This window comes from Arthrobacter sp. AL05 (genome assembly GCF_029960715.1).
Lineage (GTDB): Bacteria > Actinomycetota > Actinomycetes > Actinomycetales > Micrococcaceae > Arthrobacter.
This window is the reverse complement of the sequence record NZ_JASBRC010000006.1, coordinates 186,696-202,122: the sequence shown is the minus strand read 5'-3', so window position 1 is coordinate 202,122 and position 15,427 is coordinate 186,696. Positions and strand designations below refer to the sequence as shown.

Annotated in this window: 13 protein-coding genes; 8 read left to right on the top strand and 5 right to left on the bottom strand. The window is 66.4% G+C overall.

The window, feature by feature from the left end; translation table 11 throughout:
- Positions 1-6: 6 nt before the first annotated feature.
- Positions 7-1,215 (top strand): alanine racemase, encoded by a 1,209-nt coding sequence (locus QK287_RS10115; protein ID WP_226774336.1) that lies wholly within the window; start codon positions 7-9, stop codon positions 1,213-1,215.
- Between the two features lie 34 nt (positions 1,216-1,249).
- On the opposite strand, the gene QK287_RS10110 is transcribed toward QK287_RS10115, so the two are convergent.
- Positions 1,250-2,155 (bottom strand): MBL fold metallo-hydrolase, encoded by a 906-nt coding sequence (locus tag QK287_RS10110; RefSeq protein ID WP_226774337.1) that lies wholly within the window; start codon positions 2,153-2,155, stop codon positions 1,250-1,252.
- A 760-nt stretch (positions 2,156-2,915) separates the two neighbouring features.
- Here QK287_RS10110 and QK287_RS10105 point away from each other — a divergent pair.
- Positions 2,916-3,218: a DUF4193 domain-containing protein gene (locus tag QK287_RS10105; protein WP_226774338.1), complete on the top strand. Its 303-nt coding sequence runs from the start codon at positions 2,916-2,918 to the stop codon at positions 3,216-3,218.
- Positions 3,219-3,240: 22 nt separating this feature from the next.
- The gene (locus QK287_RS10100; RefSeq protein ID WP_226774339.1) at positions 3,241-4,254 is read left to right on the top strand and encodes a hypothetical protein; all 1,014 of its coding nucleotides are present in this window, start codon (positions 3,241-3,243) and stop codon (positions 4,252-4,254) included.
- Here QK287_RS10100 and QK287_RS10095 read toward each other — a convergent pair.
- Positions 4,229-4,564, bottom strand: coding sequence for a DUF1508 domain-containing protein (locus QK287_RS10095; protein ID WP_226774340.1), 336 nt, complete (start codon positions 4,562-4,564; stop codon positions 4,229-4,231). The genes QK287_RS10100 and QK287_RS10095 overlap by 26 nt on opposite strands.
- 392 nt (positions 4,565-4,956) lie before the next feature.
- Between QK287_RS10095 and QK287_RS10090 the strand changes: the two genes are divergently transcribed.
- Together QK287_RS10090 and hrpB are read left to right on the top strand one after the other, a co-directional pair.
- Complete coding sequence (locus QK287_RS10090) at positions 4,957-5,970, top strand: 2-oxoglutarate and iron-dependent oxygenase domain-containing protein (protein ID WP_282359973.1); 1,014 nt, start codon at positions 4,957-4,959, stop codon at positions 5,968-5,970.
- Positions 5,971-6,140: 170 nt separating this feature from the next.
- Entirely contained in the window at positions 6,141-8,804 is a 2,664-nt protein-coding gene (gene hrpB, locus QK287_RS10085; RefSeq protein WP_282359972.1) for an ATP-dependent helicase HrpB, read from the top strand.
- 194 nt (positions 8,805-8,998) lie between these two features.
- Here the strand turns inward: hrpB and QK287_RS10080 are convergent, their stop codons facing one another.
- On the bottom strand, positions 8,999-9,952 hold the full coding sequence (locus QK287_RS10080) for a hypothetical protein (RefSeq protein WP_226774343.1): 954 nt from the start codon (positions 9,950-9,952) through the stop codon (positions 8,999-9,001).
- Positions 9,949-10,671, bottom strand: coding sequence for a cytochrome b N-terminal domain-containing protein (locus QK287_RS10075; RefSeq protein WP_226774344.1), 723 nt, complete (start codon positions 10,669-10,671; stop codon positions 9,949-9,951). The genes QK287_RS10080 and QK287_RS10075 overlap by 4 nt, the downstream gene beginning before the upstream one ends.
- Before the next feature lie 361 nt (positions 10,672-11,032).
- Here QK287_RS10075 and ligD point away from each other — a divergent pair, with 361 nt between their 5' ends.
- Complete coding sequence (gene ligD / locus QK287_RS10070) at positions 11,033-12,055, top strand: non-homologous end-joining DNA ligase (RefSeq protein WP_226774345.1); 1,023 nt, start codon at positions 11,033-11,035, stop codon at positions 12,053-12,055.
- A gap of 279 nt (positions 12,056-12,334) precedes the next feature.
- Positions 12,335-13,618: a cyclopropane-fatty-acyl-phospholipid synthase family protein gene (locus QK287_RS10065; protein WP_226774360.1), complete on the top strand. Its 1,284-nt coding sequence runs from the start codon at positions 12,335-12,337 to the stop codon at positions 13,616-13,618.
- 13 nt (positions 13,619-13,631) lie between these two features.
- On the opposite strand, the gene QK287_RS10060 is transcribed toward QK287_RS10065, so the two are convergent.
- A complete protein-coding gene (locus tag QK287_RS10060) occupies positions 13,632-14,303 on the bottom strand; it encodes an alpha/beta family hydrolase (protein ID WP_226774346.1) in 672 nt (223 codons plus the stop codon).
- Between the two features lie 70 nt (positions 14,304-14,373).
- On the opposite strand from QK287_RS10060, the gene QK287_RS10055 reads away from it, so the two are divergent.
- Positions 14,374-15,372, top strand: coding sequence for a pirin family protein (locus QK287_RS10055; RefSeq protein WP_226774347.1), 999 nt, complete (start codon positions 14,374-14,376; stop codon positions 15,370-15,372).
- Positions 15,373-15,427 lie beyond the last annotated feature (55 nt).

Sequence of the window (15,427 nt, the reverse complement as noted above, 5' to 3'; positions counted from 1 at the left end):
AGCGCCGTGATCAGCCCGACCCACCCTCACTGCGGAAGCAACAAAGAGTCAGCGGCCGGAACCGCCAGCAACCCGGCGTATCCTCAACTGCGTCTCAATATCGAGGCCCTGGACAACAACATCCGAGTCATGGCGGCCTGGTGCCAGGAGCGGGGAGTTGAACTTGCTCCCCACGTTAAGACAACGATGTCCGCGCCAATCATCAACCGCCAGGTGGCTGCCGGGGCCGTTGGCGTCACGGTTGCCACCCTGGATCAAGCGCAATTGGCCATCGGCTGGGGACACCAGCGCGTCCTCGTCGCCAACGAGATCGTTGATCGGCACGGCCTCCTGCGCCTCCGTACCCTGCTGGAGGAGGATTCCGGTCGGCACATCTGCTGCTTCGTGGATTCTGCTGCCGGTGTTGCGGCGGCAGCCGAAGTCTTCGCCGGGGCCGCCGCAGGCCTTGAGGTGCTGATTGACGTCGGCACTCCCGGCGGGCGCACAGGCGTCCGGAACCTCCCGCAGGCGCTGCGCCTGGCCGAGTTGATCCATGGCACCGCGGGACTCCGGCTCGTCGGTGTTGCCGGCTACGAAGGGGTAGTACCCAACAGCCGGACCCAGTCGACGCTCGACGCCGTCGACCGGCACTGCCGGCTGGTGCGGGACGCGTATTATGCTGCCGCGAAATACTTCGACACAGTCGCTCCCATCTACACCATGGGCGGCTCCGCCTTTCCGGACCGCGTTGCCGCTCACCTTCCCGACGACAGCCAAGTGCCCGGCACCCGAACGATCCTGCGCTCCGGCTGCTACGTCACCCACGACCACGGGACCTACGCAAGTGTCAGTCCGGTTCCGGGGCTGGTGCCGGCACTTTCGGTCCGGGCCGTCGTAGTGTCCGTTCCCGAGGCGGGAACCGCCGTCGTCGGCGCCGGCAAACGGGACCTTCCCTACGACGCCGGAAAGCCGGTCTTCCTGGCGGCCCTGACTGCGGACGGCGGCCCACGAGACGGCGCAACAGCCCTGGTGCGGACCCTTTTTGACCATCACACCGTCCTGGCCGAAGCGGAGGGCCTTTCCGTCACGGATGTGGTCGACTTGGGGATCTCCCATCCGTGCTCTGCTTTCGATCGATGGCCAGAGTATGTGGTCACCGACGGCAACGGACAACCCACCGGGGTATGGCACACCGACTTCAACAGATCGTCCCTGGCATCGCCCCCGGGCAGCTAGGGCGGTGTGCTGGCTCGCCGGCCCAGGGGCACAGCTAGCGGCCGAGTCCGCGGCCCAGCGCCCGGGACAGGAGGAGCCGGACGGACTGGGCTACTGACTCGCGCCGGCACGGCCCGTTCCAGATGATGAAATTAGCGTGACGCTGCGCTCCGGGGCGGTCATTGAGCAAGGTGGCGTCCCTGATCGCCTGGAGTGTCCCGGCTGCCAACGGAAGCGGCGCTTCGTCTGGATGCCAGGTCGAACCGAGCGGGAAGTCCCGAAACGGGCGGGCTGGCATTTCGATGTGCGCACCAAGAACAGCAGCGACCGGATGGGCCGCAGCGAAATCGCAGAGCGTACGCAGCGAATGCTGAAAGGCCGGAAAGTCCTGCACGTAGAGCCGTCCCGGGTAGACGGTGTCCCCGGTGAGCAGGATGCCGGTGTCCTCGTCATAGACGGCGATGGCGGACGGATGATGGCCGGGGACGGGGATCAGTTCAAGAATGCGTCCGCCGAGGTCAAACCGGGCCGTGCCGTGCGGCCAATCGTGGATTCCGAAAAACGCGGCGACGTGCTCGGCACTGTGTCCCACGAGCCTTGTCCGGTGCCGGCCGGTAAACTGCCCGTCTGCGGCAATGTGATCTCCATGGGCGTGGGAGTGGGCAACAACGAGTTCGTAACCGTCGTGGGGGTGTTCGTGCAGCCAGCGGTCAATAAGGGTGTCCACCGTTGCACGCAGCGGAAACCTGGTGGGGTCCGCCGTCGCGCCCGTATCAAGAAGGAAGGCGCGCTCGTCGCCGAACAGCAGGTACAGGAACGGAGCTTCGAAATTGTCGGTGATGTTTTGCCGGAGCACTATGGTGTTCGGTGCGGCCCGGTGGACCTGGATTGGCGGTGCGGTGCGGCTGGGCCGCGATCGGGTTCCCTCGTACCAGCGCACGTCAAGATCGAGTTCGGTCATGGCGTTCCTCGGTGGTCATCGCTAGGTTTCATGTAGGTACATTACTGTCAGCTGGCTACCGGGCGGGGACGCACTCCCGCTGCCGGGTAGTGTGACGAGGCCGGAACAACCAGGGGGCCGACGACGGCTGGGGCAGAGAACCCCGGTCTCAGAGGGTTCTCAAGCGTCGCCGACCCCGTCTCGCACCGGGCCTCGCGGCTCCGGCAAGCAACTGGGGCCAGCCACCTTGAGCAATGTGGGAAGGGCGCCGCCCCTACTACTATTGAACACCCTTCCGGTCGAATCGGGGAGACCCGCTGGTGTCCGGAAGTGTTTTGTCGGCTGGCGGTCCGAGCGCGACAGCAGGGCGGCCCGGACGGCGCCTTTCACGGCGACAGCACGTCAGGGGTGGCGCCGAGCGCACACTCCTGGTCGCTGCATTGACGGGCGCGCACCCGCCAATCGGGCTGCTTGGAAGCCACGGACCGTTCATCTTTCCAAATCGGAATGACCCGTGAGCCGCATTCCGGACACGGCGGCTCCACGTGGGCACGCCTTTGCGCTTTGTTCATGATTTCCCCCAAAGAAACTTCCCCGAATCTAGCCTTAACGCCAACGAATGTACAAATCAATTGCTGTCCGTAATTCTTTGGCAACAGTCCCGCACTGGCTCGTGCCCGGGCCTTATCGGGGCTAATCTCTGGTGAGGGGGAATACCAGGGCACTCCTGTCTGTTGAACACCTATCCGACAAGCATTCCGTAGAAGAGAGAAACACCCCAGTGGCAACCGATTATGATGAAGTACGCTCCGACGTCAAGGAGTCGCAGGACAGGTCCCTGGAGGCGCTGCAATCTGAGAACGCTCCGGACGCCCGCAGTGTGGTGCGTGACCTGGATGAGGCGGATTCGCTAGACGGTTCGATTGCGCCGGGCGGAGAGTTCGTCGCCGAGGAACTAGTCGTCCAGGTCATACCCCAGGCGCAGGATGAATTCACCTGCTACTCCTGCTTCCTGGTCCGGCACCGCTCCCAGATCGCGCGCGAGAAGAACGGTCACCTGTACTGCGTTGATTGCGAGGGCTAGGCGCGGGCAGCAGTCTCTGCGCATGACAGTCCTGGACTGGCTGCGGGATTCCGATCCTGCCATTCGCTGGCAAGTGCTCCGAGATCTCGACGGCGCCACAACCGGCGTTGTGACAGCTGAGCGATCGCGGGTGGCCACTGAGGGGTGGGGTGCCCGGTTGCTGGCACTGCGCGGGGCGGACGGCCAATGGGCCGGGGGAGCCTATTTCCCGGCCGCCGCCGTTGGGACCGACGTTCCCGCCGCCGGGTGCCAGCCCTGGACCGCCACCACGTACAGCCTCCTGCAGTTGCGGGACTTCGGCGTCGACCCGAAAAACGACCAGATCCGCCGCACCGTCGAACTCGTGCGGGAAAACTGCCGCTGGGAGGAAGGCGCCCAGCCCTATTTCACCGGTGAGGTGGAGCCCTGCATCAATGGAATGGCAGTCGGGCTCGGCGCCTACTTCGGTGAGGACGTCGAGGGCGTCGTGGCCCGGCTACTAGGGGATCAGCTCAACGACGGCGGCTGGAATTGCTGGGCGGCCGACGGTGCCGTGGTTTCGTCGGTTGCAACGACGATCAATGTCCTCGAAGGCCTGCTCGCTCACGAGCAGGCAACCGGAGGTTCAGCTGAAACCAGCGAGGCCCGGCGGCGCGGCGAGGAGTATCTGCTGGACCGGCGGTTGTTCCGACGCAAAAGCACTGGCGAAACAGCCGACCCGGCCTGGCTGAAGTTCAGCTTCCCGACGCGCTGGCACTACGACGTCCTTCGCGCCCTTGACTACTTCCGCTCCACCGGGAATCCGCCGGACCCGCGGCTAGCCGACGCAACCGAGTTGCTTGGCTCGAAGAGGCAGCCGGACGGCACCTGGCTCCTGGAAAACACGCATCCGGGGCAGGTCCATTTCCAGCTCGAAGACGGCGACGGGCGGCCCAGTCGGTGGAACACCCTGCGGGCCTTGCGCGTCCTTAAGTGGTGCGGAGACGGAGTGCCGGCCCAGGCCCGCCTGCCGGTCTCATTCAGCGACGATCCTATGCTGCCCCGCTCCACCTGGTAGCTGTTGTGATCCTGCGGATTGTCCGGGCGCGGGAATGGAATTTTTCGCTTCGTTTATGCCGTTCATGACCCTCCGCCAGCGCCGGGCCGGAAGGCGCTGGTTCCCGGACAGGGCTTTGCGCGCTTCCCCCGGCGCACAGGTCGGTGATCAGGCCCATGCCTGCGCATTCGCGCACTTCGGCGATGCCGGCGACGGCTTTGGACTTGTCGTTGAACGCCGTCGATACTGCCACAACGGTCCCGTCCGGTGCCCGCAGGCGGAATCGGAAGTGCGACTCTGCGTCGATGAACAATTCAAAAGAGGCGGCCATAACAATCCTTCCGGTCTGCGGTTCCTCCCCGGTCGTCCACACTGCAGAAGACTCACCGGCTCATCGCTGCGTTGATCTTCCACTGTCCTGGCCGAACAACCACTGAACAACCACTGACTCTCGTCATCTCGTGATCAACAGTCTCTTGCAGGCAACGGGACGCCGCAAGAGATGGCATGTAAACCCTGGGTAAAAGCTGAGCCACGACAGTCCGCCGTCACGCCCATCACTCAGGTGACAGGCGTTGCCAGCGTCCACTGCTGCGCATATCCGGACCCGCGGCCCACCAGGGTCTTATTTCGACATCTGAATGCCGCGCATTGACCAGCCGTCCGTAATATTAAAGAGTATTCAGTCCGCAACTTGCCAAGTTCATTGATAAGGACTAATGGATGACACTCGAATCATTGCCCGTCCTGGACTACTCCCTCTTAAGTGCAGGTCACCGGGAGGCCACGCGTTTTCGCGATGAGCTGCGCAACGCCATGCACGAGGTTGGCTTCCTCTACCTGGCCGGACACGGCATCCCGCAGGAGCTGACGGACGCCATGCTCGACGTGTCCCGGCGCTTCTTCGAACTTCCCGACGAACAGAAGCTCGCCGTCGAAAATGTCCACAGTCCGCAGTTCCGCGGATACACCAGGGTCGGCGGCGAGCTAACCGACGGCGCTGTTGACTGGCGCGAGCAGATCGACATCGGCGTCGAGCGGGCGGCTGTGAGCCCGGGACCCGGCGTCGCCGACTATTGGCGCCTTGAGGGACCCAACTTGTGGCCGGACGCCATCCCGGAAATGCGGGACATCGTCCTGGCGTGGACCGAACGGCTCAGCGCCATTTCGCTGGACCTCCTGCGAGCGCTGGCTGTGTCCCTGGGGGCGCCGCAAAACACCTTTGATGCGGCCTTCGCGGCAAGGGCATTTCCGTTGCTCAAAGTGGTGCGGTACCCGGGGGAGTCCGACCCGGAACCCAAGCAAGGTGTGGGCTCCCACCGGGACGGCGGTGTCCTGACGTTGCTGCTTGTCGAGCCCGGCAAAGGTGGCCTGCAGGTCGAGTACCAGGGGCAATGGATCGATGCCCCGCAAGTGCCGGGCACGTTCGTCGTTAATATCGGTGAGATGCTCGAACTGGCGACAAACGGGTACCTCAAGGCCACGCTGCACCGGGTAATCTCGCCACTGCGCGGCACGGACCGGATATCACTGCCCTTCTTCTTCAACCCCGCGCTGGACGCGACGATGCCGCAACTCGCCGTGAGCCCCGAGTTCCAGGCCAAAGCCCGCGGCCTGTCGGTGGATCCGACGAACAGCCCGATTCTGGAAACGTACGGTGACAATGCCCTGCGCTACCGGGTGCGGGCCCACCCTAACGTGGTCGCTGCCCACCACTCTGATCTGACGAACGGCTGACCTGCCCGGACCTGGCCGCGGTTGGAAGCCCAAGCCCGCCTACCTCACCCGGGCAGCAACGAGCCCGCCCTGCGCCGGCTTAGGCATGCCGGACATGGTGCGCTGGCCCGCCGGGTCCAGGGGAACGTCCGGCTGCACTCCGGCCCCGGCTTTGTGGGCACAATGGGAACGTGACTTCTCCAGCCGCTCCGCTGCCCGCTGCTCCCGGCCCCTTCAATCTGGGAGTCATCGGGGCCGGCTTGGCATTCGCACACTCGCTCGGTGAGCTGGCCCGGGCGCTGCAGGGCGGGGGGCCCGGCGCCGCTGCTGTGGTGCAGGCGCCGCCGGGCACGGGCAAAACAACCCTGGTGCCGCCCTTGCTGGCCAACCTGGCGCTGGGCGCTGCCTGGCGGCCCGGCCCCGGGCCCGCCCCGGGCATCATCGTGACCCAACCCCGGCGCGTCGCCGCCCGGTCCGCGGCGAGGCGACTGGCGGCTCTGGACGGCAGCCGGGTTGGGGACCGCATCGGATACACAGTCCGCGGGGAACGGCAGACGAGTCCGGGCACCCTGATCGAATTTGTCACCCCGGGCATCCTGCTGAACCGGCTGCTCGCGGATCCTGGACTGGAAGGTGCCAGCGCCGTCATTTTGGACGAGGTGCATGAACGCGGCCTCGAAACCGACTTGTTGCTCGGTATGCTCACGGAAGTGCGCCAGCTCCGGGGCGACCTCGGACTCGTCGCGATGTCCGCCACCCTGGACGCGCCCCGCTTCGCCGCCCTGATCGGTTCGGCGGGTCATTCCGGAAACCACGACGGCGGCTTGCCGTCACCGGTGGTTGACTGCCCGTCCGCACTGTATCCGCTCGAGGTGGACTGGGTGCCCGCCGCGGTGCCGCGTCTGGATGAACGCGGGGTCACGCGCGCGTTCCTTGACCACGTGGCGGACACCGCGGCATCGTCGCACTCCCACGCACTCGCGGCGGGCCAGGACATGGACGCACTGGTGTTCGTGCCGGGAGCGTGGGAAGTGTCCTATGTTGCCGGCCGGCTCCGTGGCAGGACCGGTGCTGACGTCCTTGAGTTGCACGGACAGATTGGACCCGCAGAACAGGACCGCGCCGTCTCCGGGCGGGAAACCGGCGGGCGCCCGCGGATCATCGTGTCGACGTCGCTCGCAGAATCCTCCTTGACCGTCCCGGGCGTCCGTCTGGTCATCGACTCAGGCCTGTCCCGCGAGCCCCGTCGGGATGTGGGCCGGGGGATGTCCGGCCTCGTGAACGTTTCCTGCTCCCGGGCCTCCGCCGAACAACGGGCCGGCCGGGCTGCGCGCCAAGGCCCCGGACGCGCGGTCCGTTGCTACGACCAAAAGAGCTACGGTGCAGCGCCGGCCCACCAGACGCCGGAGATCGCCGTCGCGGACCTCACCGCCTCCGCCCTGATCCTGGCCTGCTGGGGTTCGCCTGGCGGCCGCGGCCTGTCCCTGCCCGACGCCCCTCCGCAGGCTGCGATGGACGAGGCCGTCGAGGTGCTGCGCGAACTCGGCGCGGTGGCCCCGGACGGCCTCGCCACGAATCTCGGCAAGGAACTGGCAAGAGTTCCTGCCGATCCCCGGCTTGCCCGCGCCTTGCTGGACGGCGGGGCCGTCGTCGGAATCCGTGCCGCCGCGGAAGCCGTCGCCGTCGTCGCCGGGGACCAGCGTGCCCCCGGCGCCGACCTGCCGCGGCTGGTAGCCGCGCTGCGCGCTGGCCGGGAACCAGCATCCCGGCGCTGGCTGGAGGATGTCCGGCGGATGGAGTCGGTCGCTCGCCAGAAGAAGTTCGGCGCCACAACCCTGCCGCAGGCGGCGGTAAGCGCCACTGAATCAGTCGGCTTCGTCGTTGCCCTCGCGTTCCCGGACCGCGTCGCTCGGCGGGTCGCCGGTGACGGCCCGGAGCGCTACCTGCTCAGCTCCGGGACGCGGGCCGGTCTCCCCACCGGAAGTTCCCTGGCCGGTCACGAATGGCTCGCTGTCGCCGAAGTTTCCCGGGCCCAGGGACGCGATGCGGCCGGCACCGGAGCCGTCATCCGTTCCGCTGCGCCGCTGACGGCGGACACGGCGGAGGCCGCAGCCCGGCACCTCCTCACCGAGAGCGTGGAAGCACGGTTCAAGCAAGGCAGGGTCACCGCCCGCAAGGACCGCCGGCTGGGCGCGATCGTCCTGTCCTCCACTCCCGTGCGTCCCTCTGTTGCTGAAGGGCGCACAGCCGTGGCCCGGGCGCTGGAAAAGGAAGGACTTGGAACCATTGGATGGTCGACGGCGGCGGACGCACTCCGCCGCCGTCTCGCCCTGCTCCACCGGGAACTGGGTGGGCCTTGGCCGGATGTTTCCGAGCCGGCGCTGCTGGCCCGGCTCGAGGAGTGGCTGGCGCCGGAGCTTGAGGCGCTGGCCGGCGGCGCCGCCACGAGCGGGATCGAGCTGACGGAGCCGCTGCGGCGCCTGCTGCCATGGCCCGAGGCCTCCCGTCTAGGGGAACTCGTTCCCGAACGCCTTGAGGTGCCGAGCGGTTCGTGGGTCAGGATCGACTACCCCGCTGATGGGGACGGCAGTGGCCGCCCCGTCGTCGCCGTCAAACTCCAGGAGTGCTTCGGCTGGGACCGGACGCCGCGGCTGGTGGGCGGCCGGGTACCCGTGCTCTTCCATCTGCTGTCGCCCGCCCGGCGGCCGTTGGCTGTTACCGATGATCTCGCCTCGTTCTGGTCCGGGCCCTACGCACAGGTCCGTGCCGAGATGCGCGGACGCTACCCCAGGCATCCCTGGCCGGTGGATCCTTGGACGGCGCCGGCGACCTCACGGACCAAAAACCGGAGCTGAGGAACGGGCTGTCCCATGCAGGGTCAGGAGTGGGTGGCTTCCTCGGCGAGGGCGGAGCGGTGCGGGAGGGGCGGCCGGCACTGTAGACGCACGAACACCACAGCGGCGAACCCTTGGGAACGAACCACATCGTCACCAGTTGGCTTTGGCCGGTAGTCCGCCCGACCGTGGCACCCGATCCGTTGCTGACGGGGTCAACGGTTTCGGTAGTAGTCTCTCCAGATCAGGCGGTGCACGGGTACCTGCCGCGGCAGCGACCTCAGGCCGGGAATGAACGGCAGTGCGGCCAGCAACGCGGTCAACACGAGCATTGTGACCACAACAAGGGCATCGGCATTAGGCGAGGACTTGAATGGTTCCACCTGATAGAGGAGCGAGAAAAGCCACAGCCAGGACTGCCCGGGCGTGTCGCCGGTCTCGTTCATGACGCCCCACTGGTCCCCGGTGAGGTGTTGGCTGGCCGCAAGGTCCGGGAAATAGGTGCCGTCGCCGAGAAACAGCAGGCTGCGGGTGTAGTCCATGTTGTAGAAGTTGCCGCCACCTTCCAGCACGCCGTCCAGATTGCCGTTCCGTGCCATGTCCAGCAGCGCGCCGGTCAGCGCAGGAACCGGGCCGTAGTCGCCCGCGGCTACGCTGGCCGGGGCGTTGTCCGGGGCGGCGTCGAGGGCATCGGAATAGGCGGCTGTCCAGTCGGAGCGTTGCTGATCCGTGGCGGCAGTCCAATCGGCTACGGCGGCCGGCGGAGAGGGCAACGTCTCCAGCGGCGCAATCACGAAGTCATTCGCTGTATCCACCCGAATGCGGACGCCCGAGAGGCTTTGCAGGTCGATGGGACCGATTTTCTGCGCTGCATCCGGAGTCGCGTTGTACGGCGGCCCGTACCCTGCGGTGTCGCTGGTGCTGCCAAGTTCCTTTGCGGCGGTGGCGACGAAATCAGCCGGGGCGGCAATCGCCCACCCCTTGAGACTGACACTGGGCTCATCAGGTGACCCGAAGATGGCGGACACCCCGAGCACAAGAAGGCCAACCACGACAACGCCGATGGTCAGTTCCTTGACGAGATCGTACTCGCGGACGCTGCCCGTCCAGGGCCGACTGGCGATGTTGTTCGCCTTACGCCAGGAGGTGCTGTTGTTCTGCCTCGTCACCGCGCGACGTCCTTGGTCTTGGTGGACTCCGGAGGTTCAGTGGGCTCCGGGCTGTTGTGCATCAATTGGGCGTCGCCCTCGCCTGCCTCCAGCGGGGGTGTTACACCGTGCACCCGGACCAGGAGGACGTGCAGAATAACGATGGCCCCGACGGCCAGGGGAAGCAGGGTGATGTGCCAGACGAAGATCTGCCCGAGGTTGGCCACATTAAACCAGGCGCCCACCCCGACGGCGTTCAACGCGTCCTTGGCTTCGAAAGCGATCCACTGGGAATCGAAGTTCGTCTGAAGCAGATACCCGGTAAAGGCAGCGACGATGGAAACGACAAAGGCGACTACTCCGGTAATCCAGGTCAGGACCCGGCCTCCGCGCCAGGCCGCCATCCAGAATTTCAGCCACAGGTGCACCACCATAAAGATGAAGAACAGTTCCACGCTCCACAGATGGGTGCTGTTGACGAAGCCGCCCAATGCGGACACGTGATACCAGTGGGGCCCGTTGAATCCCAGCACGACGCCGGAAATGATGATCCACAGCAGCGAAGCTATTGCCCCCATGCCGAACACATAGGCCCACGACATCACATAGCTGGGCTGGTCCTCGGGCAACAGCTTCTCCGGCGGAAGCTTCCCAAGCAGCCACCGGCGGGCCCGTCCGGTCCAGGTATGAGCCTCGCGTTCCTCCGGCAAACCGTGCGCCGTTGTGGCCCGGGCAGTCATTTGCGCCGATTCCCGCCGGGAAAGGGTAGGACGAGGGCAACGACGAACAAGATGATCATTACGATGATCACGACCAGGTTTCCTGACTGAATAGTAAAGCCATCCCAGCCAAAATAGGTTCCAACCCCTAGCGTGCCAACGCCTGCGGCCAGCCATCCGGTCATTGGATGCTCGATTCTCTATCTGTTTCGGATCCCGCATTAACGCAACCACGGGCAAAAATCCGTAGCTAGAGTCTTTCGCCTCCAGTGATCCCGAATGTCCGCAGCACCAAGTGCCACATGAAATGCGGAAACTACAGGCCACTGCGGCCATCCGTTCGCCTCTTCAGTTGTCCTGGGTCCGGGGGTAGGTTGTCCCCATGGCCAAGGAAGAAGCCACCATCACAGTCAGCCGCCCCGACGGCGATCGGGACATACGGATTTCGAGTCCCGGCAGGGTGCTGTGGCCGCAGCTCGGGCTTACCAAACTGGACCTCGCCCGGTACATTGTCGACGTCGGGGAGGCTTTCCTGGCCGCAAACGGCGGCCGCCCCCTCACACTCCAGCGGTTCGGCGGCACTATCGACGGCGAGCAGTTCTTCTCGAAGAACCCGCCCAGGGGCGCCCCGGATTTTGTCGGCTCTGTGACGGTGGTGTATCCGAGCGGACGATCACATCCCCAGCTTGTGCTCGATGAGGTTTCCGCTGCAGTCTGGGCCGTGCAGATGAATACTGTGGTCTTCCACCCCTGGGCTTCCCGGGCCGGCAATCCGGACAACCCGGACCAGCTCAGGATCGACCTCGACCCACAGCCGGGCACCGGATTCGATGACGCTATTCCCGCCGCGCAGGAACTGCGTACCGTGTTGTCTGAGGCCGGGCTGGATGCCTTCATCAAGACCTCCGGCAATCGGGGACTCCATGTCTTCTCGCCGATTGAACCCAGCAGGGAGTTCCTTGAGGTGCGTCACGCCGTGATCGCTGCCGCCCGTGAACTGGAGCGGCGTATGCCGGAGAAGGTCACCACCGCATGGTGGAAAGAAGAGCGCGGCGCTCGGATCTTCGTGGACTTCAACCAGGCGAACCGCGACCGCACCATGGCCGGGGCCTACAGCCCGCGGGCAATCCCCGGGGCGACCGTTTCCTGCCCGATCAGCTGGGCGGACCTCGAGCACGTCAGCGCCCAGGACTTCACCATCGCCACCGTGCCGGGACGGCTCAGGGCCACCGGAGACCCGTGGGCGGATATGCACGCGAAGCCGGGCACCATCGACGTTCTGCTCCAGTGGTGGGAACGTGACCTGGCGGCAGGGCTGGGGGAGCTGCCCTTCCCGCCGGATTTTCCCAAGATGCCCGGCGAACCGATGCGGGTGCAGCCCAGCCGGGCCAGGAACAAGGAGTAACGGCTCAGATACCCCGCATCCCTCGGCCGGTGAACCCGCCAAGCCGACGCAACCAGTTGTCATCAAGGCCCCGCTTCCGGAGGCGGTCCGGTCCCGCAGGACGCTGGGCTGAGGGGTAGCCGATATCGGGGCAGAACGCCGCGCCGGGAACACACTCGGCCCACCGGAAGGACAAGGCCGCCGCTACCGGGACGGCGTCAGGGCCATCCGGCCCCTGTCCGGCCGTGGCGCGCCGAATTAGATTGGAAGTGGAACGTCGTGCTGGAAGGGACCAAGATGATGGCGAAGCGAACCGGGGTGGCAGCGCGGCTGGCCGAAGTGCTGGCCATCGTCTTGGGCACGGCCGAGATCCCGTTGCGGCTGAAGGCATGGGACGGCTCGGAGGCGGGTCCGGTCGGCGCCCCGGTCGTCGAGTTCCGCACGCGGCGGGCCCTGCGACGAATGTTGTGGTCCCCGGGCCAGCTCGGACTCAGCCGCGCGTATATTTCCGGTGACATCGACGCGCCGGGTAACGTCTTCGCCAGCTTCGGCGCCCTCAGCTCCGCCGGTAAGTTTGCGGAGCCCGGACCTTTCCGCCCGCTGACGGTCCGGGAGTTTGGGACGATTCTCAAAAACGCCGCCCTGCTTGGCGCCCTGGGGCCGAACCCGGCGCCGCCCCCGGAAGAGGCAAAGACCGTGCGCGCCGGCCGGCGGCACACCCGCAAGCGTGACGCTGCGGCGATCTCCCATCACTACGACGTCGGCAATGACTTTTACGCTCTGGTTCTGGGCCCGTCGTTGGTATATTCCTGCGCGGTGTGGCAGGACGGGAACACCGGGCTGGAAGCGGCGCAGGACGCCAAGCTGGGACTGGTCTGCCGGAAGCTGGGACTGCGCCCGGGTATGCGCGTGTTGGATGTCGGTTGCGGTTGGGGGAGCTTTGCCCTGCACGCGGCCGAGAACTACGGGGTCGAGGTCGTAGGCGTCACGCTCTCGCGTGAACAGGCGGCCATGGCAGCCAAGCGGGTGGCAGACGCCGGTTTGACGGACCGGGTGGCCATCCGGGTCCAGGACTATCGCGACGTAGACGACGGGCCCTTTGACGCGATCAGCTCCATCGGTATGTCTGAGCACGTGGGCCGCGAGCAGATGGCCGGCTATGTTGCCAAGCTGCACGGGCTGCTCCGGCCGGGCGGCCGGCTGCTCAACCACGCCATCTCCTGGAACGCCGGCCCCACCGCGCCGGATCCGGACTCGTTCATCCCACGCTACGTGTTCCCGGACGGTGAGATGCTCGGCCTCGCGGAGATGGTTGGAGCCCTCGAGTCCGGCGGACTCGAGGTCCTCGACGTCGAAGCCCTGCGCCGGCACTATGCGCTGACACTCCGGGCCTGGGTGCAGAACCTCGAGGATCACTGGGGTCAGGCCACGCAACTCGCAGGCGAAGGCCGGTCCCGGGTGTGGCGGCTCTACATGGCCGCCAGCGCACTGGGCTTCGAAGCCGGAATCACCGGCGTTAACCAGGTACTGGTGCAGCGGCCCGGCGGCGCCGAGCCGCCGCTTCGCCGGACCGCGTGGCTCTGAGCCTTCGCACGCCTCAGTTGGCCTGGTGGGCTGCGATGAAGTCCGCGGTGGGTCCGGCCAGTGCTGCCCCGACCTCGTCCGGGCCGCGTTTGGTTCCCGCGACATCGAAACTGTGGCCGCCGCCATCGCGCCACTGAAGCACCGCCGACGGGCCAATCCCGGCCACCACCGCCGCCAACAGCTCGGGCGTGGCAAACGGGTCACGGGTGCCCTGCAGGAAGAGCATCGGAAGGCCCAGCCCGTAGAGGTGTTCATCCCGGAGTTTTTCCGGCTTTCCCGGCGGATGGAGCGGGTAACCAAGGTAGACGAGTCCTGCTGCGGGCATTCCGTCGGCAACCGCCATGGAGGCCATCCGTCCGCCGAAGGACTTGCCCGCTGCCCAGAGCGGCTCGCCCGCGGAGCGGGAAGCCGCCTCGGTCATGGCCGCGCGCCAGGCCGCCATGGCCGCCGGCGGCCGGTCGGGGAACGCCCGGCCAGCCTCCCGGGAGGGGAAGTTAAAACGAAGTGTGGCTATGGACAGCTGGTTCAGGGCGCGGGCAAAGCCGGTGAGGAACGGATGCTCCATGCCGGCCCCGGCCCCGTGGGCGATAACCAGTGTGGCACTCGGATTCTCGGGGCGGGCATAAAGGCCCGAAACGGAGGATCCTCCCACAGGGATGGCGACGGGGAACTCGGTGACGGTCATAACTCCATCATGACGGCTGCAACGCCGCGGACTACTTCGGCAGGCGCGGCTCGGTCGCTACGCTGTTGTTATGAGCAATACCGAGGTGGCGCCGGAGGAGATTATTTGTGCTGAGGACGTCGGCTGCGCCGGGGTGGAGATTCTCGTTCCGCGCCGGGTCCCGCTGGGCGGTCCGCGGGCCATGGACGTACGAAGGACACTGCCGCAACGGCGCAGGAGCCTCATCGGCGCGTGGTGCTTTCTGGACCACTACGGCCCGGACCGGGTTGGCGGGTCCGGGGGCATGCGCGTGCCGCGCCATCCGCATACCGGGTTGCAGACGGTCAGCTGGCTGTTCACCGGTGAGATTGAGCACCGCGACTCGGCCGGATTCCACGCGGCCGTGCGTCCCGGCGAGGTTAACCTTATGACTGCAGGTCGCGGTATCAGCCATTCCGAGTTCTCCACTCCCGCAACGGATGTCCTGCACGGCGCGCAGCTGTGGGTGGCGCTGCCGGACAGGGAACGCGGGATGGAGCCGACTTTTGAGCACTACCGCCCCGAACCACTGACCGGACCCGGCTGGATGATGCGGGTCTTTCTGGGATCCATCGCGGGAACAACATCGCCGGTCACCACCCACACCCCGCTGCTCGGCGCCGAGATCGTGCTGGACGCCGGAACCAGTCTCAGCCTGGACACCGATCCAACCTTCGAATATGGCCTGTTGGTGGACGCTGGAACCCTCATCCTGGACGGGCGCCCGGTCCTGCAGGACCACCTCGCCTTCGTGCCGGTCGGACGGACGTCCCTGACGCTGGTGGCCGGAGACGAACCGCTGCGTCTGCTCCTGATCGGCGGTGAACCGTTGGGCGAGCAGATCGTGATGTGGTGGAACTTCGTGGGCCGCAACCATGAAGAAATCGTCGAGTACCGCTCGCAGTGGCAGACGGAGATCGGCGCCGGGGATCCAGCTGCTGCCACGGGGACGGACCCGGCCGCACCACGGTTCGGCACGTTCCCCAACGGGGAACCGGCACCGCTGCCGGCCCCTGCGCTCCCGAACGCCAGACTCCGCCCCCGGGACTAAGCCTCGTCGGTGCACAGCACAGCACAGCCCGGCCCCCGCCACAGCAGTGCGTAGC

Bases quoted from the DNA above. Each gene is read 5' to 3' on its own strand.
- ligD (WP_226774345.1), top strand. From the start codon at position 11,033: ATGGCCAAGGAAGAAGCCACCATCACAGTCAGCCGCCCCGACGGCGAT.
- QK287_RS10110 (WP_226774337.1), bottom strand. From the start codon at position 2,155: ATGACCGAACTCGATCTTGACGTGCGCTGGTACGAGGGAACCCGATCG.
- QK287_RS10075 (WP_226774344.1), bottom strand. From the start codon at position 10,671: ATGACTGCCCGGGCCACAACGGCGCACGGTTTGCCGGAGGAACGCGAG.
- QK287_RS10095 (WP_226774340.1), bottom strand. From the start codon at position 4,564: ATGGCCGCCTCTTTTGAATTGTTCATCGACGCAGAGTCGCACTTCCGA.
- QK287_RS10065 (WP_226774360.1), top strand. From the start codon at position 12,335: ATGGCGAAGCGAACCGGGGTGGCAGCGCGGCTGGCCGAAGTGCTGGCC.
- QK287_RS10100 (WP_226774339.1), top strand. From the start codon at position 3,241: ATGACAGTCCTGGACTGGCTGCGGGATTCCGATCCTGCCATTCGCTGG.
- QK287_RS10090 (WP_282359973.1), top strand. From the start codon at position 4,957: ATGACACTCGAATCATTGCCCGTCCTGGACTACTCCCTCTTAAGTGCA.
- QK287_RS10060 (WP_226774346.1), bottom strand. From the start codon at position 14,303: ATGACCGTCACCGAGTTCCCCGTCGCCATCCCTGTGGGAGGATCCTCC.
- QK287_RS10055 (WP_226774347.1), top strand. From the start codon at position 14,374: ATGAGCAATACCGAGGTGGCGCCGGAGGAGATTATTTGTGCTGAGGAC.